18 protein-coding genes and 3 tRNA genes are annotated in these 20999 nt (G+C 43.5%); 12 read left to right on the top strand and 9 right to left on the bottom strand.

The window, feature by feature from the left end; all coding sequences use genetic code 11:
• Positions 1-157: 157 nt before the first annotated feature.
• Both B2W60_RS03400 and B2W60_RS03395 read right to left on the bottom strand, forming a co-directional pair.
• Complete coding sequence (locus B2W60_RS03400; protein ID WP_292362666.1) at positions 158-859, bottom strand: LysR family substrate-binding domain-containing protein; 702 nt, start codon at positions 857-859, stop codon at positions 158-160.
• A 51-nt stretch (positions 860-910) separates the two neighbouring features.
• Complete coding sequence (locus tag B2W60_RS03395) at positions 911-1126, bottom strand: LysR family transcriptional regulator (RefSeq protein WP_292362618.1); 216 nt, start codon at positions 1124-1126, stop codon at positions 911-913.
• A gap of 81 nt (positions 1127-1207) precedes the next feature.
• Between B2W60_RS03395 and B2W60_RS03390 the strand changes: the two genes are divergently transcribed.
• Both B2W60_RS03390 and B2W60_RS03385 read left to right on the top strand, forming a co-directional pair.
• Positions 1208-2788 carry a methyl-accepting chemotaxis protein gene (locus tag B2W60_RS03390; protein ID WP_292362619.1) on the top strand — a complete coding sequence of 527 codons (1581 nt, stop codon included), beginning with the start codon at positions 1208-1210 and terminating at the stop codon, positions 2786-2788.
• A 42-nt stretch (positions 2789-2830) separates the two neighbouring features.
• On the top strand, positions 2831-4903 hold the full coding sequence (locus tag B2W60_RS03385; protein ID WP_292362620.1) for a putative bifunctional diguanylate cyclase/phosphodiesterase: 2073 nt from the start codon (positions 2831-2833) through the stop codon (positions 4901-4903).
• Positions 4904-5566: 663 nt separating this feature from the next.
• Here the strand turns inward: B2W60_RS03385 and B2W60_RS03380 are convergent.
• The 3 genes from B2W60_RS03380 to rnr all read right to left on the bottom strand — a co-directional run bounded on the left by B2W60_RS03380 (position 5567) and on the right by rnr (position 8169).
• Positions 5567-5642: transfer RNA gene (locus B2W60_RS03380), tRNA-Thr, on the bottom strand.
• Positions 5643-5765: 123 nt separating this feature from the next.
• Positions 5766-5841: transfer RNA gene (locus tag B2W60_RS03375), tRNA-His, on the bottom strand.
• 159 nt (positions 5842-6000) lie between these two features.
• The gene (rnr, locus tag B2W60_RS03370) at positions 6001-8169 is read right to left on the bottom strand and encodes a ribonuclease R (RefSeq protein ID WP_292362621.1); all 2169 of its coding nucleotides are present in this window, start codon (positions 8167-8169) and stop codon (positions 6001-6003) included.
• Positions 8170-8209: 40 nt separating this feature from the next.
• On the opposite strand from rnr, the gene B2W60_RS03365 reads away from it, so the two are divergent.
• From B2W60_RS03365 to coq7, 4 genes are all read left to right on the top strand, one after another.
• Positions 8210-8296: transfer RNA gene (locus tag B2W60_RS03365), tRNA-Leu, on the top strand.
• A gap of 206 nt (positions 8297-8502) precedes the next feature.
• The gene (locus B2W60_RS03360; RefSeq protein ID WP_292362622.1) at positions 8503-9456 is read left to right on the top strand and encodes a chemotaxis protein; all 954 of its coding nucleotides are present in this window, start codon (positions 8503-8505) and stop codon (positions 9454-9456) included.
• 87 nt (positions 9457-9543) lie between these two features.
• A complete protein-coding gene (locus B2W60_RS03355) occupies positions 9544-10614 on the top strand; it encodes a GGDEF domain-containing protein (RefSeq protein ID WP_292362623.1) in 1071 nt (356 codons plus the stop codon).
• Between the two features lie 17 nt (positions 10615-10631).
• Positions 10632-11276 (top strand): 2-polyprenyl-3-methyl-6-methoxy-1,4-benzoquinone monooxygenase, encoded by a 645-nt coding sequence (gene coq7 / locus B2W60_RS03350; RefSeq protein WP_292362624.1) that lies wholly within the window; start codon positions 10632-10634, stop codon positions 11274-11276.
• Between the two features lie 6 nt (positions 11277-11282).
• Here the strand turns inward: coq7 and B2W60_RS03345 are convergent, their stop codons facing one another.
• Positions 11283-11588 carry a PilZ domain-containing protein gene (locus tag B2W60_RS03345; RefSeq protein WP_292362625.1) on the bottom strand — a complete coding sequence of 102 codons (306 nt, stop codon included), beginning with the start codon at positions 11586-11588 and terminating at the stop codon, positions 11283-11285.
• Between the two features lie 83 nt (positions 11589-11671).
• Here B2W60_RS03345 and B2W60_RS03340 point away from each other — a divergent pair, with 83 nt between their 5' ends.
• From B2W60_RS03340 to B2W60_RS03320, 5 genes are all read left to right on the top strand, one after another.
• Complete coding sequence (locus B2W60_RS03340; RefSeq protein WP_292362626.1) at positions 11672-14065, top strand: Lon protease family protein; 2394 nt, start codon at positions 11672-11674, stop codon at positions 14063-14065.
• A 68-nt stretch (positions 14066-14133) separates the two neighbouring features.
• Positions 14134-14550 (top strand): hypothetical protein, encoded by a 417-nt coding sequence (locus B2W60_RS03335; RefSeq protein WP_292362627.1) that lies wholly within the window; start codon positions 14134-14136, stop codon positions 14548-14550.
• Between the two features lie 202 nt (positions 14551-14752).
• On the top strand, positions 14753-15883 hold the full coding sequence (locus B2W60_RS03330; RefSeq protein WP_292362628.1) for a hypothetical protein: 1131 nt from the start codon (positions 14753-14755) through the stop codon (positions 15881-15883).
• Positions 15884-15953: 70 nt separating this feature from the next.
• Complete coding sequence (locus B2W60_RS03325) at positions 15954-16595, top strand: MBL fold metallo-hydrolase (RefSeq protein ID WP_292362629.1); 642 nt, start codon at positions 15954-15956, stop codon at positions 16593-16595.
• A 3-nt stretch (positions 16596-16598) separates the two neighbouring features.
• Positions 16599-17237, top strand: a complete 639-nt coding sequence (locus B2W60_RS03320; protein ID WP_292362630.1) for a carbonic anhydrase — start codon at positions 16599-16601, stop codon at positions 17235-17237.
• Positions 17238-17241: 4 nt separating this feature from the next.
• Here the strand turns inward: B2W60_RS03320 and B2W60_RS03315 are convergent, their stop codons facing one another.
• On the bottom strand, positions 17242-17820 hold the full coding sequence (locus B2W60_RS03315; RefSeq protein ID WP_292362631.1) for an outer membrane protein assembly factor BamE: 579 nt from the start codon (positions 17818-17820) through the stop codon (positions 17242-17244).
• Between the two features lie 71 nt (positions 17821-17891).
• On the opposite strand from B2W60_RS03315, the gene fur reads away from it, so the two are divergent.
• Positions 17892-18320 (top strand): ferric iron uptake transcriptional regulator, encoded by a 429-nt coding sequence (gene fur, locus B2W60_RS03310; RefSeq protein WP_414673298.1) that lies wholly within the window; start codon positions 17892-17894, stop codon positions 18318-18320.
• Here the strand turns inward: fur and recN are convergent, their stop codons facing one another.
• Both recN and B2W60_RS03300 read right to left on the bottom strand, forming a co-directional pair.
• Positions 18321-19994 (bottom strand): DNA repair protein RecN, encoded by a 1674-nt coding sequence (gene recN, locus B2W60_RS03305; protein WP_292362633.1) that lies wholly within the window; start codon positions 19992-19994, stop codon positions 18321-18323.
• Positions 19988-20860, bottom strand: a complete 873-nt coding sequence (locus B2W60_RS03300; protein ID WP_292362634.1) for an NAD(+) kinase — start codon at positions 20858-20860, stop codon at positions 19988-19990. The genes recN and B2W60_RS03300 overlap by 7 nt, the downstream gene beginning before the upstream one ends.
• Positions 20861-20999: the final 139 nt, after the last annotated feature.

Genomic DNA, 20999 nt, shown 5'->3' with positions numbered 1-20999 from the left:
AAAAAATACGGCTGGTTTACAGTTTTATTAAAAATATATTAATTTGAAATATTTTTCTTATATTGGTTGTTTCTTCAGTATTGAAATAGTAAATAATTCCCCAGCTTAAAAATATAAGAAAACTTGATTTCTAATCTGATTGGCTGGGGGGAGGGATCTAAATACTGTTCTGATCAGACAATGATTTTTCTGAATAATTATTATTGAAAGTATTTTGAAAATAGTTATCAGAAATTAAATTTTCAAAAACCATATGCCAATCTTCCATGGATAAATTGTTGGATATGAAGCTAAACTCAATTTCAGGCCCTGGTTGAACAAGCGGCTTATAACGTGTCCCTTTCATACAAAGTCCCGCCATAGATTCTGCTATGAAAGCAACACCTGTGCCCGCAGCAACAAATCCAAATATAGCATTACAGCTATCAGCCTCGATTATAGCGTTCGGAGAGAACTGGGCAGCCATGCAGCATTCAAGTATATGGTCATATAAGCTGGGGTTCTGGGGCTTTGGAAAGAGGATTAATGTTTCATATTGAAGTAGTTCGATCGGTATTTCATTTAGTGAGTTAAAAGGGTGGTTGTCCGGTATCATCAGCCCCATTAGTTCAGGGCGTATACTTATAGTCAGTAGGCTTTCGTGCTTCGGTTGAGCCATAATGAAGGCACAATGGATGTTATTGTTAAGTACTTTATCAATCAGTTCTGTCGTATTCCCTTCAGAGAATATCAATTCATAGTTTTCCAGTTTATCTGTGATTTCGCGTATCATTTCAGGTAAAAAACTGCTCATTGCAGCACATGTATAACCTAATTTTAATTTTTTCTTTTTTGTTAATGAAGTGAGTGACTCTGTTATTCCATTCAGGCTTTCAAAAACTATTGGTAATTTATTTTTTAGTTCTTCACCTTAAGGCGTTAATTTAACAGTGTTGTTTTCTCTGATAAAAAGTTGGCATTTTAATGCTTCTTCAAGTTGTGATATTTTTCGAGAAATTGCAGGCTGAGATATAAACAGATTTTCTGCTGCTTTGCTGAAACTTTTTTCTTTCGCTATTTCAAGAAAAGCTCTTAGTTGTTTCAGGTCATAATTGAACTGATAGCTTTTTGTTATACGTTGATTCATTTTTGGTATTAGACCTTTTGTTTAAAGAAAATATAGCCTTGGAGGGCGCTTAATTCTGTTTTTAAATTCCAAGGCTATAAAATGAAGATTAATGAACCGGTTACGCAAGTTGAAGAATCTTATAAAAGTGATGCAAATATACTTACCACTACAAATAGTAAGGGAATTATTACCTATGTCAATCGGGATTTTGTCGATATAAGCGGTTTTACTGAAGAGGAGCTGGTTGGTAAAAGCCATAATGTAGTAAGACATCCAGATATGCCCCCTGCAGCCTTTGCTGCTTTGTGGGAAAAGGTAAAATCCGATAAATCGTGGATGGGGATGGTCAAAAACCGTTGCAAAAATGGTAACCACTACTGGGTTGACGCTTATGTCACTCCGATAATGAAAGATGACGGAACACGTGAATATCAATCAATAAGAAGAAACCCCCGAAGAGAAAATGTTGATCGTGCCTCCAGACTCTATGAAAAACTCCGTAAAGGCAAAAAAGTTGCAGAGCTTAAAAACTCCATTTCAATAATCTTCAAAATAACGGTATTGATATTTTTGCTGATGATGATCCAGGTTATTTCAAGTCTGTTTTTTCAGAGTTGGCTATCAATTACTATTATTTCGCTGGTCTGTATCACTATTGCCGTTGGCGGGGTATATATCCTGCTAAGCCCCTTAAAAAGCATTGTTTCCAACGCGCGGAAAATCATAAATGATCCTGTGGCAAGGTATATTTACAGTGGGCGGCGCGATGAACTGGGCGATATTGCGCTGGCCATGAAGTTTCTGGAATCGGAAACAGCTGGATTAATCGGTCGTGTTGCCGACAGTGCAGCAACCATGGGCTCAAACACTTCTACACTAGGTGGTGCCATCAAGGCTTCCAAAGGTTATGCAGAACAGCAGTTTAATGAAACGGAACAGGTTGCTGCAGCAATAAATGAAATGTCGGCAAGTATCCAGGAAGTTTCACGCAATGCCCAGAGCAGTACATTAATTGCCAACAAAGGTGTGGAGGAAGTCGAAACAGGCAAAAAGGTTGTGCAAATAAGTGTCGACCTGATGCAGACATTGCGTGCGGGAGTAGAGCAGGCTGCCGATACCATTAAAGCTTTGGAAAAGAGTAGTAATGATATCGCTATTGTTCTCGACGTCATTAATGATATTTCGGAGCAAACCAACTTGCTTGCATTAAATGCGGCAATTGAAGCTGCCAGAGCAGGGGATGCCGGGCGTGGATTTGCCGTAGTCGCTGATGAGGTTCGCTCTCTTGCCAGTCGTACACGCAGTTCAACAGAAGAAATTCGTGTAATGGTGGAGAATCTTCAAAATAATTCAGCGACAGCTGTTAAAGCAATGAATGATGGTTTGAAACAGGCAGAAACCTGCGTGGGTCACAATCAGGATACCGTCAATTCCTTTGCCAACATTTTAGATGTCATTCAGCAAATTAATGATATGACCATGCAGATAGCATCTGCCGTAGAACAGCAAAGTGCCGTTGCTGAAGAAATCAGTAAAAGCATTCACAACATCAGAGATTCATCAGGGAATAATGTGAAGGAAGCAGATAACACGGTTTCAATAAGTACACATATGTTGTCATTAGCAACAAACTTTGAATCACTGGCTGCTCAATTCTGGGCAAAACAAACTAATTCATAACTATCATTAATAACGGGGTAAGAAAATAGTCCGGAGTCCATTATGTTCGATCTGAAAAATCAAGGGTTTCTCTTGATGCAACTGTTTCAAAAAGCCCAGGAAGGAATGATTATTACGGATGAAAAAGCACGTATTCTTGCTTGCAATGAAGCGTTTTGCCAGATTAGTGGTTTTAGCGAACAGGAATTAATTGGACAAAATCCCAGCATACTCAGCTCAGGACGGCAGGACAAAGATTTTTACACGAACATGTGGCTCACTATTGAAGAAACCGGCTTTTGGGAAGGTGAGGTATGGAACAGGAAAAAAGATGGTTCTTTCTATGCTGAATTGCTGAGTGTTAATAAAGTCAGTGTTCCTGGTACTGATAATGTCCACTATCTGGGGATGATGTCTGACATAACAAAAATGAAAGAGCATCATGCAAGCCTTGAAAAGTTAGCCCACTATGACGCTTTGACCAGTTTACCCAACAGAAACTTGCTGGAAGATCGCTTTAATCAGGCTGTTGCCAAAGCAAATCGAAATCATGAAATGTTGGCGGTTTGTTTCCTGGATCTGGATGATTTTAAACCGGTCAACGATACTTATGGACATCATGTTGGCGATTTGCTGCTAATAGAACTGGCTGAAAGAATAAAATCCCAGCTGAGAAAAGAAGACACTGTATCCAGGTATGGCGGGGACGAATTTGTCATTTTGCTGAGCGAAATTCACAGTCGGGCTGATTGTGACGCGATACTTCAAAAACTTTTGCATGCTGTCAGTCAGCCATATCAGCTTGTTGAAGGACGTCAAATAACCATCGGGGCCTCGATTGGTTACACCCTTTATCCTTTTGACAAAGGATCTTTGGGGTCATTAATAGAGCATGCTGATCAAACCTTATATCAGATTAAAAATGCAGGTAAATCAGCTTTTTTAATGTATGGAGACACGGAAAAGGTTAAGGAGATTTCGAAAGGTTCGTATAGTCACGCGGCCATATTTTCAGCGATAGATGATGAACAGATGCGTTTGTTTTTCCAGCCGAAAATTGATATGACCTCTGGCGACATTGTTGGGTTTGAAGCGCTTGTTCGCTGGCAGCACCCATCAAAAGGTCTTTTATCTCCGATTGAGTTTCTGCCCTCTATAAATGAGTCTGAAGTGGAAGTTCGTTTAGGCCACTACGTTATAAGAGAGGCTTTAAAATGTCTGGCGAATTGGCATAGCTACGGTTTAAAACTACGTGTCAGTGTTAATCTTTCTGCATATCATCTTGCAAGAAATTCATTTATAAAAAATCTTGAAGTTATTTGTAATGAGTTTCCAGATCTTGATTTGAGCTACTTTCAAATTGAAATACTGGAGAGCCATGCTTTGGATGAGTTATCCTCAATTCAGACAGTTATCTCGGAATGTGAAAAAAAGTTTAATATTTCGATGGCTCTTGATGACTTTGGTACTGGATATTCATCCCTGAGCCATATTCGAACGCTCTCTATAAAAACAATCAAAATAGATCAATCTTTTGTCCGAAATATGCTTAATGATGCTGATGATTATAAGATTGTTGAGAGTGTCATTTCGCTTGCGAACTCCTTTAATATCGAAGTGATTGCGGAGGGGGTAGAGTCGCTCAAACATGCTCAGATCCTTTTGTGCATGGGATGTAAGATCGCTCAAGGTTATGCTATTGCCAGACCTATGCCATCAGAGAGTGTGCTGGATTGGGCATGCAACTTTTATATGCCAGAAGTCATTGTTATTGAGAACAGGAAAAATGATTGTTTAAGAACTTCTCAATTAAGATTGTTTATGCATTTTCTTGAAATAGAAGTTGAATTTTTGAAAAGTAATATCAAGTCTAAAACCAGTAGCAATTTCCCCTTAATTTCATTGACACATAGCCATTGTGGATTTTGGTTAAAAAAAGCTAAGAGCATTCAGTTTATTGAAGAACTCCATGTGGAACAGTTGGAAAACCAATATTCAAAACTGTTGAAATTTATTTCCAATATCCATGTTTTATATCAATGTGGTGACAGGCAATCGGCACAGATTGCGTTTCAAGATATAGAAGAAGAATATAAAACTCTGATCGAGGCAGTAAATAATTTACGAAACAGATAAATTTCTTCGGGTATGCTTTGGCAGCCTAACAGGCTAGGGCTTGTTTATCTTCGCCTCTGTTGTGACTGAAAATGCACCAATCAAGGCGCGAGGAGTGTAGTTTGTGAGATACATCCGTGTATCTCACCCCTTCTTCGGGGCTGACGCTCAAAAACGTTTATCTCCATGGATGGAGTGTATGCAAAAGCAATGTCTGAAACATTGCTTGTTCCGGCGGTTTTGTAGTCGTTCTAAATAAACGACGAGCAACACAGGCCGGCATACAGTCCATCCGTGGACATAAGTGGTGCATTTTCAGCCACAACCCGCAGGGCTGGGACTATTTTTCCGCCCCACGGCGTTGGAAATGAATTATGTAGAACAACTACATCGCATCATTTCCGCCTTATTGGACGGAAAAATAGCCTCCAGCATTGGTGGTTATGAAAGATAAACAAGCCCTGGAGTGCGGCAGCTGAATAATTTTCAGCGGCAGATGACAGAAAATTAACCATCTGTTCCGGATAATTTATTCGCTAAAAGGATTAAAGAAACAGAAAAATGGTTTGGCACGTGGAAAAATCTTTTTGGATTAGCTTTTAAGATGAGAGAGTAAAATCCAGCAAAATTTCCGGAGCAAAAAAAAGCCTCAGAAGCGATGCTTATGAGGCTTTTTTTAATATATGGAGCCGGAGATAGGACTTGAACCTACGACCCACTGATTACAAATCAGTTGCTCTACCAACTGAGCTACACCGGCAACAAGAGGCGCATTATACAAACAGTCCGTGTGGCGTGCAAGCCTGAATCACGTGTTAAATAAAATGCTGAATCGATTATTTACTTACATTCGTATGAAGGTAAACAGGCGATTTCAATAAAGTGGGGTGAGTGATGGGGCTCGAACCCACGACCACCGGAATCACAATCCGGGGCTCTACCAACTGAGCTACACTCACCACAGAAATCTATTCAGAAAGTTACTCAAATAACTGGGTGACTTTCAGGAAGTCGACAATTGTACTGCCTTTATTTTTCTGGTCAAGGGAAATTGAGGTCTTAGGGGCTGTTTATCTTTCAGAGCCACAACTGAGGCCGCTATGAAAGCTCAACAGGCACTAAGCCAAATCCAGATCGATTTTCTTTTCATCCAGATCAACGCGTACCACTTTAACCCGAATAGAATCACCCAAACGATAGGATTTACGCGTTCTTTCACCCATTAATCGATGACCACTGGCATCAAACTGGTAATAATCATTTTTAAGGGCCGTGACATGAACCAAACCTTCTATATATATATCACTGAGTTCAACGAATAAGCCAAAGCCCGTTACCCCGCTAATGACACCTTCATGTACTTCACCAACACGATCACGCATATATTCGCATTTGAGCCAGTCAGCGACGTCACGAGTGGCTTCATCGGCGCGACGGCTGGCCATGGAGCAATGCTCGCCCAGCTGAACCATAGCTTCTTCGGAATACCGCCAGGCTGCCTTTTTTTGCCTGGAAATGGCATGTTTGATGGCTCGATGAACCAATAAATCCGGATAGCGACGAATTGGCGAGGTGAAATGCGCATAGGCTTCCAGACCCAAACCAAAATGACCGACATTGTCTGGAGAGTACACAGCCTGTTTCATGCTGCGTAACATGACCGTTTGCAACAAGTGCCCATCAGGACGTTTACTGACAGTTTTAAGTAATGAAGCATAATGACCCGGTTCAGGCTCATCACCGCCGCCTAAAAATAACCCGAGTTCACCCAAAAATTCCCGCAGGGCTGACAGTTTTTCAATTGAAGGCACTTCATGTACACGATATAAAACCGGTAATTTACTGGAGAGCAGATACTTCGCTGCAGCAACATTGGCCGCGATCATAAACTCTTCAATCAACCGATGCGCATCATTCCGTTTACGTGGTTCAATTGAAGCAATCTTCCGGTTTTCATCAAACAGGAACTGCGTTTCGGTCATTTCAAAATCAATTGCGCCGCGTTTATCACGGGCTTTGAGCATGATATGAAACAATTCATACATGGTTTCAAGACCCGGGAGCACATGAGCGAATTGTTCACGCAATGCCGTATCGCTATCTTGCAGGATGCTGGCAACCTGTTCGTAAATCAGCCGTGCCTTGGAGTTCATTACAGCCTGATGAAATTGATAGGATTCAATTTCACCATCCTGATTGATGATCATTTCGCAGGCCATGCACAAACGATCAACTTCAGGGTTTAACGAGCATAATCCGTTGGATAATGCTTCTGGCAGCATAGGAATGACCTGGCTCGGGAAATATACCGAGGTTGCCCTTTCCTGAGCGTCCTGGTCGAGATCATCTTCAGGTTTAACGTAATATGAAACATCGGCAATGGCGACCCACAGACGCCAGTTACCTGAATCAAGTTTTTCGGCGTAAACAGCATCATCAAAATCACGTGCGTCCGAGCCATCAATAGTGACTAAGGGCAGATCACGTAAATCCAATCTGTCTTTAATTGCTTCCTGTGGAATGGTTTCACCAAAGCTTTCTGCCTGGGCAAGTGCTTTGGGGGACCAGACATGAGGTAATTCAAAGCTGCGCAGCGCAATATCGATTTCCATACCCGGTGCCATGTGATCGCCAAGTACAGCAACAATCTTACCCAGAGGAGAGCGATGTTTATTAGGATGTTCGGTAATTTCGGCTTCAACGATTTGGCCGTCTTTGGCATCCATTAGCTCATGTGCAGGAATCATAATATCCTGACTGATACGACGATTATGCGGTATTAAATAAAACAGGCTGGCATCTGCCTGCAAACGACCCACCACAGTTTGATTGGCCCGCTGTACCACTTCTACAATCGCACCTTCTTTACGACCTTTACGATCAGTGCCACTCACACGGGCTAGTGCGCGATCTCCATGCAAAACCACACGCATTTCTCGTTCGCTGAGAAATAAATCTTCGCCGCCTTCATCGGGGATCAAAAAGCCAAAGCCTTCGGGATGACCCATTACGCGGCCACGGACCAGATTCATTTTGGAAACAATGCCATAGGCATTTTTACGATTACGTAATATTTGTCCGTCACGCTCCATAGCGCGCAAACGGCGGCGCAAAGCTTCAGTTTGGTCTTCCCCTTTAATATCCAGAAGTTTGGAAAGGTGTTTTCGGGAAAGCGGGGCTTTGTGTTCTTTAAGCAGCTCGAGAATAAATTCACGGCTAGGGATGGGATTGTCGTATTTCTCGGCTTCACGACCCTCAAAAGGGTCCGTTATGTTTTGTTCAGTCATTGACAGTTTTTATCTCGATCTATATGATGCGCGTCTTCTTGCCCAGGTGGCGGAATTGGTAGACGCGCTAGCTTCAGGTGCTAGTGTACGTATGTACGTGGGAGTTCGAGTCTCCCCCTGGGCACCATTCCGAATTTTTTTCTCTTTGTCACCCGACCATTTTAACTGCTTTGGTCGTTCCGGGTGAATGTTTCTCGCTTTAAAATTCCCAGAATCCTATTATTGCTGCTATTGAACCGCATTTAAGGTTACGATATTGTGCAACTTATACCGTGTCAGGTGCATCTTGATTGTGCCCAACGGATTATTAGCTTTTGCACAGTGAGAACGGACATGGCAACTTTTATAGATTCAATCGACGAACGCACCCAGCTTGCGGGCACCAATCACCTGGAAGTATTACTGTTCAGCCTTGGGACAAATGATGATACCGGTCGTAATGAGCTATTTGGTATCAACGTTTTCAAAGTCAGAGAAGTCCTTAATATTCCCGAAATTACCGGTGCTCCGGAAATGCCTGATGGTATTGAAGGTTTTGTCAGTTTGCGTGGCGATATGGTTCCTATCATCAATCTACAAAAGTTTTGTAAATTAAAATCACAGGAACCTCCTAAAATTCTGATGATAACGGAATACAACACTCACGTTCAGGGCTTTTTGGTGACTTCTGTCGATACCATCCAGCGATTAAGCTGGCAGCAGGTTAAAGAACCACCTCCATTAATTTCCAAACGTTTAGGCGGTTTAGTGACTGCGGTTGCTGAATTACAGGATAAACGTCTGGTGATGATCATGGATGTTGAGAAAGTGTTAGCTGATACCGGCGATTTCTATGATGATACTGCGTTTGAAGGCATCGAAAAAATGGAGAACGGTAAAAAGTATAAAGTGCTTTATGCTGATGATTCCAATGTTGCACGCAAGCAAATTACCCAGACTCTGGACAAGCTTGGGGTGAACCATACGGGTGTTATTAATGGCGCACTTGCCTGGAAAACGCTTGAGAAACTGGCTACTCAGTGCGAAGAGGAAAGCCGGGACATTACCACGGAAATCCAGGTTGTTTTAACCGATGTTGAAATGCCGGAGATGGACGGTTATGTACTGACCCAAAAAATTAAATCTGATCCACGCATGGCGCATCTGCCAGTGATTATGCATTCATCCTTGACTGCGGTAGCGAATCAGGCAATGGGACGAGGGGCAGGTTCTGATGCCTATGTATCAAAATTCCAACCGCTTGAATTAGCCGCAACGATTCGTGGTTTTATTGAAAACAAACATTAATAGGTAGGTCTACGCCATACTGATCTGAATTATGTTCGATAATGCTGATGCTTTTCGGCGCTCCGTTCTGATAAAGGCAAAACACTAATGCAACACCGTCATAGCAGTATACGAATTGTTGACAACCTTGCTGAAATTACCCGACATCATGATCGGCAGGTTTTGGAAAAAAGTCTGCTAAAAACGTTAAATGAATTATTTCCGGCACAATCCTTACGCTTGTTTCGGGTACGACGTCATGATCTGGTTCACGATATCAGCCTGTTGGCTTTCTGTGTGAATGACGTCATTTCGTCTTCTGACCAGCATCCCAAGCTGAATTCAGAAACGGCGGATGAACTGAGCGCTGCCATGACAGAAGCGATTGATAGAGAAGATATTGTTTCTTATCGTCAATCCGGGACGACAGGTTGGAATGTCATTTATCCCGCCTATGATTCACATGGCGAAATCTTTGCCAGTCTGGTTCACCATTGTGAAGAGTTGCCGTCACCCATTGACCAACGACTGGTCCATGGCATCCTGAGGGTGTATGCCAACTATCTGGCGTTAATCGATAAATCCCAACGCGATAAATTAACCGGTTTATACAATCGGGAAACGCTCGATGAGCAGATTACTAAAATTCTGGTCAATCAAAGCAGTGAACTGAATAAACTGATGGCTTCACCCAATGATTCCCGACGTCGTCGATATGCCATTAAACATTGGTTGGGCGTGGTGGATATTGATAAATTCAAAGTGATAAATGACACCTATGGTCATCTTTATGGTGATGAAGTGATTATTCTGGTTGCCCGGTTAATGACATCCGGTGTGATCCGCGACGACGATCTGATTTACCGTTTTGGTGGTGAGGAATTTGTAGTGTTGCTTAAAGCCGCTAATGAAACAGATGCCATGCAGGCATTTGAACGAATTCGTAAGGTGGTGGCAAATCATAATTTTCCTCAACTTGGCCAGGTCACGGTCAGTATTGGTTTTGTTGAAGTCTCGGCTCAATTATCGCCAACTGATGTTATCGGCCAGGCCGATGAGGCTTTATATAACGCGAAAAACGAAGGCCGAAATCAGGTACAGAACTACCATCATCTGCTTGCTGAAGGTAAAGTCACTGAGCCAAAGAAAATGACTGGCTCGGATGTAGAATTATTCTGAATTAACCCAGGAAAAATATGAGTTTCCGTAATCTGTTATTAACCGACAAAGTTATTATCGAACTGGATAAAGCATTAACGACTGTTTTGGGGGCACCGCCCTCCAGTGGCCGTGAGACTCCTGCCATGAACATTGATGATACGCCTCTTAACGATAGTGAACGTCGACAGTCAGTTGCTTTGATGCGGGTAAATCACGCTGGTGAAGTGTCTGCCCAAGCGCTGTATCAAGGGCAGGCATTAACTGCGAAATTAACCAATGTACGAGAAGCGATGCAGCAAGCTGCCGCTGAAGAAAATGATCATTTGCTGTGGTGTGAACAACGTATTCATGAACTTGATGGCCGTACCAGCTTGCTCAACCCCCTCTGGTATGTCGGTTCGTTTATGATTGGTGCTGTGGCTGGGAGAATCGGTGATAAATGGAGTTTGGGGTTTGTTGCTGAAACCGAAAAACAGGTAATTGAACATTTGGATGAACATCTGGATAAGATGAGTGAGGACGATCTGCGTAGTCGGTCAATTCTGGCGCAAATGCGTGAAGATGAGCGCCATCATCAGGATACTGCTTTAGCTGCTGGCGGTGCCGAACTGCCCTGGTTGGTTCGTAAAATCATGCAGCCCATGTCCAAAGTGATGACCCATAGCAGTTACTGGCTGTAAACCGGCTTAATATATTGTCGTAAACTTTACCGAAATGTTGAATTTTCCGGGATGTTCATCTAATGGCTGAACTCGGACCACTTCAGCTTCTGCGACAAAGTCAGCAAGCTCAGGGTTATGACTTTTTATACTGATTTGCAGTATTTCGCCCTCAATTACTGTTTCATCCGAAATCAAACTTAACCCACTCGCACTTAAATCCAGCCCTTCAGCGTGAAAAAATTCAGCTTGATCCTGACGTTTAATGTTGACCGGACCATTGACACGCATTCGGAAAAAATCGCGCTTCTCTTCATAATCCTGACCTGTCATAAGCTTGATTCCTTTTAATATGCAGTTGCCTATCAGATGTGCCTAGCCTAAGCTAAGTTCTGTTCATTCGTCCAGAGATATCCATGCCTGTTACTCAACTTGCTGCGTCACAACTTTACCATGCCTGTAATCCGGCTGATCTTCCCTTCAAAACTACGGCTACTGTCGAGCCTTTAACAGGGTTGATTGGTCAGGAGAGAGCTCGCGAAGCGATTGACTTTGCAGCGAATATTCAGGCTGATGGTTACAACCTTTACGTAATGGGTGAGGCGGGTATGGGGAAAAAGTCACTTGTCAGTGAATTTCTCACCAAACATAGCGCCAGCCGGCCAGATGCAAAAGACTGGGCCTATTTGCATAATTTCGATCTGCCCCAGCAACCCAAAGCTTTGTCATTACCTGCCGGAGAAGGTGCGCAACTTAAGCTGGATATTGAGCGTGTCATTAAAGAGCTGCAGCAACAATTACCGTATGCCTTTGATGATGAATATTATCGGGGACGGCTTCGTGCCATTGAGGAGGCCAGTCGTCAGCATCGGGTGCGTTTATTCGGAGCTTTGCAGATTGAAGCGGATAAACATGGTGTCGTGTTACTGAGAATGGAAGATGGTGCATATGCCTTTGCTGCACAACATGAAGGTGAACCTTTATCGGGAGAAGATTTTGAAGATCTTCCCTATGCCAAAAAAATGGAAACCGAAGAAGCCATTGCTAAATTGCAGGTGGCGATGCAGGAAACGTTGAGCGAAATTCATGAATGGGAACATGACACAGCAAATAAAATTACTTCGCTCAATGATCAGGTGGCCTTGGAAGTGGTTACCCGGCAAATAGATTTTTTACGCCACGCATATCCGAAATCCCAGCTATTACAGAATTATTTTGATGATATGCAGTTTGATATCCAACGCAATATCGAGATGTTTCTGAAAAATGAAGAGCGTCAGGAAGAGGTTCATGTTGATAATTGCCTGAAACGTTATCAGATTAATCTGATTGTGGATAATGCCGAACTGCATGGCGCACCGGTGGTGTATCTGAATCAACCAAATCATCAGAGTCTGTTGGGGTGTGTTGAGAACATGGCGATGATGGGGGCTTTGGTTACCGACTTTACTTTGATCAAAGCTGGCGCGTTACATCGGGCCAATGGTGGTTTTCTGATTGTGGATGCCGAAAAGCTGTTAGAACAGCCTTTTGCCTGGGAAGGCTTGAAAGCCGCTTTAAAAGCGGCTGAGATCCCGCTGGAAAATCTGGAGCGTACCTACAGTTTAGTGGCAACGGTGTCACTTGAACCTGAACCGATCCCGTTATCAGCAAAAGTTATATTGTTGGGAAATCGTGATCTGTATTATCAGCTTTATGAATGGGATCCTGAATTTGCAGGGTTATTTAAAGTGCTGGCTGATTTGGAAGATGAATTGCCGCGTACAGCAGAAACGCATATGCAAATGGCTAAATTGATTGCCTCAACCGCAATGAATGAACATTTGCCGGCCTTACAGCAAGGGGCAGTTGCATTGATGATCGAATATGCGGCCAGATCCATCAACGATGGCCAGCAGTTGTCATTGCATATTGGGGATATGACCGATCTGTTACGTGAATCGGCTTATTGGGCAAGAAAATACCAACAAGCGGAAATCACCGCTGATGCCGTCGATCATGCCTTGCAGCAACGTCTCAGAAGGGTTGATAGGGTGCGCTCTGTGGTTTATCAGCAAATCCAGCGGCAAATCATTCAGCTGGATGTGCGTGGCAAACGTGTCGGTCAGGTGAATGGTTTATCCGTTTTAAGTATCGGTGGCTTTCACTTTGGTGAACCCACCCGAATTACCGCCAGTTGCCGCTATGGCGATGATGCCATAATCGATATCGAACGTGAGGTAGAATTGGGTGGCAACCTGCATGCAAAAGGTGTAATGATTCTGGCGGCTTATCTGGGGTCATTTTACGCAGCGGACAAGCCACTATCCATGGCGGCCAGTATTGTGTTCGAACAGAACTATGGTGAGATTGACGGAGACAGCGCGACAGTCGCTGAATTATGTGCCTTATTATCGTCCATTGCTAAAATTCCGTTGAAACAATCCATGGCAATTACCGGTTCAATGAATCAGTTTGGTCATGTTCAGGCAATCGGCGGAGTCAATGAAAAAATTGAAGGGTTTTATGATGTCTGCAATCTGGTGGGATTAACGGGGTCACAGGGAGTGATTATTCCGCGCAGTAACATGCAGCACTTGATGTTAAAGCCTGAGGTGAGACAGTCTGTCGAGAATGGGTTATTTCATATTTATGCCGTTGATGATATTGCTGATGCAATCAATGTGTTAACTGATCACGAAGTTGGCGTGGCAGATGAGCAGGGAAATTACCCTGAAAATAGTTTTAATGCGGCTGTAGCAGCAAGATTGGCTAATTGGGCTGAGTTGCATAAACATGATAAAGAGTCTAGTCACGAAGCCAGTGATTAGGCTTTAGTCCGGGATATGTCTGCCGTTAACCAGATCAAGCAAACACGCTTATTGAAAGGTATGCAATTATGAAAAATCAATTTTTTATTAAACTGCACAGTCTGGTATTTATATTGATAGCTTTTCCGGTGCAGGCCCTAACACCGGTGCCAGTTCCAACAGAGCCCATTTATTACGAGCCACCCGTAGTTGAAATTACGGACGAAATTCGTAAGCATAGCTGTGTTGAAATTGATGGTGCGATTAATCAGCTTCATCCATACCGATATAGTTACAAACCTGGCTTTTATGACGATGGCAGTAACAAACTGGCTGCTACGTTAATTGTTTTTGATACGATTCCGGTTGTCGAAGGATGGTTGGGATTGGCTTATCTGGGTTATTCATCCCTGGTCGATGAAAAAGAAGCAAGACGTACGCAACAGATTGAGCAGAAAATTGCCATGTTGCAAAGGGTAAAAGCTGAAAAGCATTGCTTTGAATGAGATCTGTTTTCTATGCGTCATCGCATGGTTTTACTTGTAGTACGCTTTAGTTCTGGGGTAGTATCGAATTGTAAAACTACCCTGAGAGGTAAACACAATGAGTAGCACAATAGATATTAAAACAAAGTGGTACGAGACCAATCACGCAACGATAACCAGCATTAAAGCTAAGTTGCAATCCGCAAACGCAGTGAGAGATAAAATGAAAAAACTGCCTTGGTACAAAGCGGCGCAGAATCCTGTTAAGCATTCTGATCGTCCATGGTATGAAGCCAATATGGTGAAACATCTTGATACCAAGAAAAAATGGTATGAAGCCAATTTGCGTAGTGCTGTTGAAACAGTGCGGGCAAATCGTCATTGGTATGAAGCGAATCTTGATAATACGCCCACTGAAACGCATTGGTATGAGTTTGCCGATTCACAATACAGTGATCTGAAAAAACGCTGGCAACAGGCCAATCTGGCTAAATTCCGTGAGCAGCATCATAAATGGTATGAGGCCAACCTGGATCAAACACCAACGGACAAGCACTGGTATGAATTCAGCGATGAACAGACTGCCAGTGATAAGAAATGGTATGAAGCGAATCTGCAGGCCGCACGTGAAAGTCACCAGAAATGGTATGAGGCGAATCTGCATCCCGATCCCCATGCGGATATCAAAAAGAAATGGTACGAAGCCAATATCAGTCTGGCGCGTACACAGCAGATAAAACGTGACTGGTTTGCCTACAATACTCACGTGGCCCGTGAAAATGCTAAATGGTATGAAGCCAATCAGCGTCCTGCACAAAAACGTGATACGCACTGGTATGAAGCCAATATGGTGGATCATCTTGATACCAAGAAAAAGTGGTATGAAGCCAATTTACGCAGTGCCGTTGAAACGGTTAGAGCGAACCGGCAGCACTGGTATGAAGCGAATCTGGATAATACGCCTACTGAAACACACTGGTATGAGTTCAAAGAGGCGGGTGATACCGACTGGAAAAAACGCTTTCAGCAGGCGCATCTTGATAAATTTCGTGAGCAGCACAGCAAATGGTATGAGGCGAATCTCGATCAAACACCAACCGACAAACACTGGTATGAGTTCAGTGATGAACAGACTGCGAGTGATAAAAAATGGTATGAAGCCAACCTGCAAGCGGCGCGTGAAAGCCATAAAAAATGGTATGAAGCGAACTTGCATCCCGACCCGCATGCAGATATCAAACAGAAATGGTATGAGGCCAATATCAATCTGGCGCGTACCCAGAAAATCAAACGTGATTGGTTTGAAAACAATATGCGTTTAGCGCGTGAAACGCAGAATAAAACAGACAAATAGTCATTAGCAAATAAGACTATCAAGGCAGCTGGTTTAGCGACCAGCTGCTTTTTTTTGGGAGTCATAACAGATGCACATTACATGCTTCACCGTTGGTGCATTTCAGGTCAATACTTATTTGATTCAGGATGAAGCAACTGGAATGAGTGCTATTGTTGACACTGGCGAAACGGATGAATTAGTCAGAAAGGTTCTGGCTATCCATCCTCTGCCGGATATCCAGATGATATTATTAACTCATGGTCACCTCGACCATGCAGGCGGTTTAATTGCATTGCAAAAGCAGTTTGATGTGCCTACGTATTTACCGAGAAAAGAACTCCCACTGTTTGAAACACTACCTGTCCAGGGTGACTGGTTTGGTGAACCAGCATTTAATCGCCAATGCGGTCGCATTGATCATCTAGTGGATGATGGTGATGAAATTCAGTTAGGTGAGACCACACTGAGGTTTATTTCCACCCCGGGGCACACTCCAGGACAGGGTTGTTACTATGATGAGCAGGATATTTTCGTAGGAGACACGTTATTTTCCGGCAGCGTAGGGCGAACTGATCTGCCAATGGGAAATCCGGCTATAATGCAGCAGAGTCTGCAACGATTGATGCAATTACCAGGACATCTGCGAGTGCATAGCGGTCATGGGCCGGTTACTACCATTGCACATGAGAAACAACATAATCCTTTTTTAACGTTTTTGAGACACGTATAAATAATGGCTAATACAGATAGATTAATTGAAGGTTTTCAGCGATTTAAAAAACACTATTTTGGTCAGGACAGTCGTCTTTACGCCAGCATGAAAACCGGACAGCCAGCGAAAACCTTAATGGTCGGTTGTTGTGACTCTCGCGTCGATCCTGCAATTTTGACGGATTGTGATCCAGGGGATTTGTTTACCGTAAGAAATGTGGCCAATCTGATACCACCTTGTGAACTTGATGGCCTGCATCATGGTACCAGCTCCGCACTTGAGTTTGCGGTGAACAATTTGCAGGTCGAGAACATCATAGTCATGGGACATGCTAACTGCGGGGGTATAAGAGCGTTATGGGAAGATGATGGACAGCAAAACTCCAAGTTTATCCATCAATGGGTATCAATCGCGCAACCAGCAAAAGAGTGGGTCAAAAAGCATCATCATGGTGATGAATCTGCACAACTCAAAGCCTGTGAACAACGGGCCGTTTTAGTCTCATTGGATAATCTGATGAGTTTTGAATGTGTACAGGAACGTGTCGAAGATGGCCGGTTGACATTACACGGATGGTATTTTGATTTGGCCGCAGGTGAATTACTTTGTTTTAATTCCCAAACCGGTGAATTTGAACCGGTTCAGGAATCAACTGGTTAAGCGTTTACTGAATATCCGGAAGCTGACCTGCTGGTTGGTCTCCCATCCGGTCATTTGTATTTTCCGGTAGCGCTTCTTTCTGTTCTTTTTCAGCTGGATCAGTTTCGTTATCGTCATCAATGGTTTCGACGGTTTCTTCACCGAGGCCAATCAAGTTCAACATACTATTGAAAATGCCTGTTTTCTGTTCGGTGAGAGGCACCACAACATTGGTATCGGTGCGCTGATCTTCCGTTAATTGAATGTTTTCAACAATACGGGTGTTACCGTCAATATAATCAAGTGTTTCGGCTTCATCAAAATACAATGTAATCCGCCGTTGCTCACGAGAACCATTTCCCGGATGAAAACTGTAAATATAATCCCAACGGTTTGGATGGAATACATCAATTAACATCGGCGTTCCCATCACAAATGACACCTGGCTTTTGGTCATGCCGGGCTCTAGTTTGCTGAGCATTTCCTGGGTAACCTGATTACCTTGCTGAATATCAATTCGATAAACACCCGGGATTTTATCTTTGCTACAGGCGCTGAGAGTGAGAATAACCAAGGAAAGGCTATAAATAAGCAGGCTTTTCATTTAGTATTTGTTTCTGTGTTGATGACGAAAGTGCGATGATACGCTATTCGTAACTATTCTACGAGGCAACAATAATAATGGAAAGACAAGATTTAAGAAAAGCGGGATTGAAAATTACTCTGCCACGTTTGAAGGTGTTGGAGATACTGGAACACTCCAAACAGCGCCATTTAAGTGCTGAAGATGTTTACAAAGCCTTATTGGAAATGGGCGAAGAAATCGGCCTGGCAACTGTCTATCGTGTGCTTACCCAATTCGAAGGTGCGGGGCTGGTCTCCCGACTGAATATTGATGGTGGTCATGCGGTATTTGAATTGGAAGATGGCGCACATCATGACCATTTATTTTGCGTGAAATGTAACCGTATTATAGAGTTCTACGATGAGGTCATTGAAGAGCGGCAAAGAGCAATTGCTAAAGCAAATGGTTTTGAAATGACTGACCACAGCCTTTACATTTATGGCATTTGTAACCGCGAAGACTGCCAAAAAGAACGGTAATTAACGTTGTCCCTGATCCAGCATCTCTTCAGCATGTGAACGAGTTTTCTGGGTCAGGTTCATTCCACCCAGCATTCGGGCAATTTCTTCTATACGCTGCTCGCGATTAAGGTCGCTTATTTCAGTGTGGGTCTTGTCTTCACCCAGAATTTTCGTAACCTGTAATTGCTGATGGGCCTGCGCCGCCACCTGAGGCAAATGGGTAATGCAAATCACTTGCTGGGTAGATGCCAGTAATTTGAGATGCTGGCCAACAATTTCCGCTACGCCGCCACCAATTCCTACATCCACTTCATCAAATATCAAAGTCGGCACACTTCGCTTGCCAGCCGTGACGACCTGAATCGCCAGACTTATTCGTGCTAATTCTCCACCTGACGCAATTTTGGCTAATTCGCCTGCCGGTTGGCCGGGATTAGTACTGACTAACAGCTGAATATGATCTGCGCCATGCTCACTGAATTTGCCTTCCTCAAAAGGTCGAATAACAAATTCTATACGTCCAGCCGGGATAGCCAGTTGCTGAATAGATTCAGTAATGGTTTCTGCCAGCGGTTTTGCATGTTGCTTTCTGTTTGCACGGACTTGCGCGCACAACTCCAGGCATTGCTTTTCCAAAGAGTTCAGTTTCAGCGCCAGTTCAGTTTGGTTTTGTTGGGATTGGGAAAGGCTGTTTAACTCTTCACACAAAGCCTGATAGTGGGCTGGCAGACTTTCAATTTCGACATGGTGCTTACGCGCCAGATCATGCAAAACCGATAGCTGCGTCTCAACCGCTTCAAGCCGGGACGGATCCAGATCGGCACTGTCCAGGTAATGGCGAAGGGAAGTAGCCGTTTCATCCAGATTGATCGCCGCGCTGTTCAGAGTCTCAATAATCTCGGCAAAGCGAGGTTCATATTGCTGTAATTTTTCCAGTTCTGCCAGAGCAGAACCGATAAGGTCATACGCTGCGCCCTGATCCTGATCAAACAAGTGATGCAGAGTAGATTCACTAGTGTGAAGTAACTGGGCTGCATGAGCTAATTGTTGTTGTTCCTGCAACAACTGTTCAATGCTGCTATCTGTTAAATCTAATGGTTCCAGCTCACTGATCTGATAATTCAATAATTCCTGACGGGCCAGTTGCTGTTCAGATTGCTGACGTATTGCAGCCAGTTGTTGCTGGATTTGCAACCATTCAGCCTGAGCTTGCTTGAGGGCCTTAAGGGGGGCTTTATTATTCGCTACAATATCCAGTAACTCTCGCTGGGTTTCAGCACGTAATAAGGATTGATGTTCATGCTGGCCATGGATATCAATGCTTAATTCACTGATATTGCGAAGTTGGCTGAGCGGAACCTGGCGAGCGTTGATATAAGCTTTCGATCGCCCATCCCGGCTTATGGTCCGGCGAAGATGACATTGATCGTCATCATCCAGTTCCTGATCCTTGAGCCAGTCTTGTAATGCCGGATTGCTGCTGATATCAAAGCTGGCTTCAATTTCAGCGCGTTCACTGCCATGACGAACCATATTTGAATCAGCACGATCACCCAGAACCAACCCCAGGGCATCAACCAGAATGGATTTACCGGCCCCGGTTTCACCTGTCAGTGATGTCATACCGGATTTGAAAGTTAAGGATAAATCTTCCACGACCGCCAGTTGGCGAACAGTTAACGCAGTCAGCATGTCAGTTTTCGGCCCCATTCCAGTTTGGCACGTAAAATTGAATAATGATCATGATCTTCGAGATGCAGTAAATCAATGCGGTTAGGATGTCTTTGAATCCGGATACTATCACCGGGTTCAAGTAAATGACCTGGACGTCCGTCACAGGTAACCATCGCAGTCGTAATGTTTTTTTCACTCAATGTGATATCGATGACACTGCTTGCTGCAATAACTAAGGGCCGGTTACTGAGGGTATGTGGACAGACGGAGGTTAGTACCATCGCATCCAGATCCACATCAAGAATAGGACCGCCAGCTGACATCGCATAAGCAGTTGAACCTGTCGGTGTGGCTATAACCAGTCCATCAGCGCGTTGGCTATTTAAAAACCGGCCGTTAATGTGGGTTTCAAACTCAATCATATGCAGGCTTTGGTGAGAATGCACTACCACATCATTCATGGCGATACAGATTGGCTGTTCCGCGTTATTCAGATGCGCTTGTAGTAAAAAACGACTGTCATGACGATAGTGGCCATCCAGAATCCGGGTTAACTGGGATTGCAGGTTGGTAAGCGTCACATCTGCTAAAAAACCCAGTCGCCCCACATTAATTCCGACGATGGGTAAATCAAAGCCAGCTAATGCTCTTGAGGCTGAGAGCATGGTGCCGTCACCACCAATGGCGATCGTCAGATCACATTTTGACGGGAAATCGGCAATTGAAATCACCTCAAGGCCAGGTAAAAAACTCATTGGCTCATTACTTAATACCTTTAAAGCCCGGGAGTGCAGGAATTCACTGACTTGAATTACGGCCGATTCCAACACAGGATCATCTTTGCGGATAAACAGACCGATACGTTTAAATGTATTATTTATCATCGAATTTGCATTTGAGTTTTATCAAAAATAGTCTGCTGATGGTAATGGTTTTGTCATCAAATCCAAAGCAAAATTGCCTGCTTAATAAAAACTCTTGGAACGCTTCTATCTCTGAGCCCTATAGATGCTAGAATATGTC

The organism is Methylophaga sp. UBA2496, from assembly GCF_002341635.1.
Lineage (GTDB): Bacteria > Pseudomonadota > Gammaproteobacteria > Nitrosococcales > Methylophagaceae > Methylophaga.
The sequence above is the reverse complement of the archived record's forward strand: the minus strand, read 5'-3'. Positions and strand labels throughout refer to the sequence as shown.

Excerpts from the sequence above, each read along its gene's own strand:
- B2W60_RS03395 (WP_292362618.1), bottom strand. The coding sequence starts at position 1,126 with ATGAATCAACGTATAACAAAAAGCTATCAGTTCAATTATGACCTGAAA.
- B2W60_RS03335 (WP_292362627.1), top strand. The coding sequence starts at position 14,134 with ATGAAAAATCAATTTTTTATTAAACTGCACAGTCTGGTATTTATATTG.
- coq7 (WP_292362624.1), top strand. The coding sequence starts at position 10,632 with ATGAGTTTCCGTAATCTGTTATTAACCGACAAAGTTATTATCGAACTG.
- B2W60_RS03330 (WP_292362628.1), top strand. The coding sequence starts at position 14,753 with ATGAAAAAACTGCCTTGGTACAAAGCGGCGCAGAATCCTGTTAAGCAT.
- B2W60_RS03345 (WP_292362625.1), bottom strand. The coding sequence starts at position 11,588 with ATGACAGGTCAGGATTATGAAGAGAAGCGCGATTTTTTCCGAATGCGT.
- B2W60_RS03355 (WP_292362623.1), top strand. The coding sequence starts at position 9,544 with ATGCAACACCGTCATAGCAGTATACGAATTGTTGACAACCTTGCTGAA.
- B2W60_RS03315 (WP_292362631.1), bottom strand. The coding sequence starts at position 17,820 with ATGAAAAGCCTGCTTATTTATAGCCTTTCCTTGGTTATTCTCACTCTC.
- B2W60_RS03390 (WP_292362619.1), top strand. The coding sequence starts at position 1,208 with ATGAAGATTAATGAACCGGTTACGCAAGTTGAAGAATCTTATAAAAGT.
- recN (WP_292362633.1), bottom strand. The coding sequence starts at position 19,994 with ATGCTGACTGCGTTAACTGTTCGCCAACTGGCGGTCGTGGAAGATTTA.
- B2W60_RS03320 (WP_292362630.1), top strand. The coding sequence starts at position 16,599 with ATGGCTAATACAGATAGATTAATTGAAGGTTTTCAGCGATTTAAAAAA.
- B2W60_RS03340 (WP_292362626.1), top strand. The coding sequence starts at position 11,672 with ATGCCTGTTACTCAACTTGCTGCGTCACAACTTTACCATGCCTGTAAT.
- B2W60_RS03360 (WP_292362622.1), top strand. The coding sequence starts at position 8,503 with ATGGCAACTTTTATAGATTCAATCGACGAACGCACCCAGCTTGCGGGC.
- B2W60_RS03325 (WP_292362629.1), top strand. The coding sequence starts at position 15,954 with ATGCACATTACATGCTTCACCGTTGGTGCATTTCAGGTCAATACTTAT.
- B2W60_RS03385 (WP_292362620.1), top strand. The coding sequence starts at position 2,831 with ATGTTCGATCTGAAAAATCAAGGGTTTCTCTTGATGCAACTGTTTCAA.
- rnr (WP_292362621.1), bottom strand. The coding sequence starts at position 8,169 with ATGACTGAACAAAACATAACGGACCCTTTTGAGGGTCGTGAAGCCGAG.
- B2W60_RS03300 (WP_292362634.1), bottom strand. The coding sequence starts at position 20,860 with ATGATAAATAATACATTTAAACGTATCGGTCTGTTTATCCGCAAAGAT.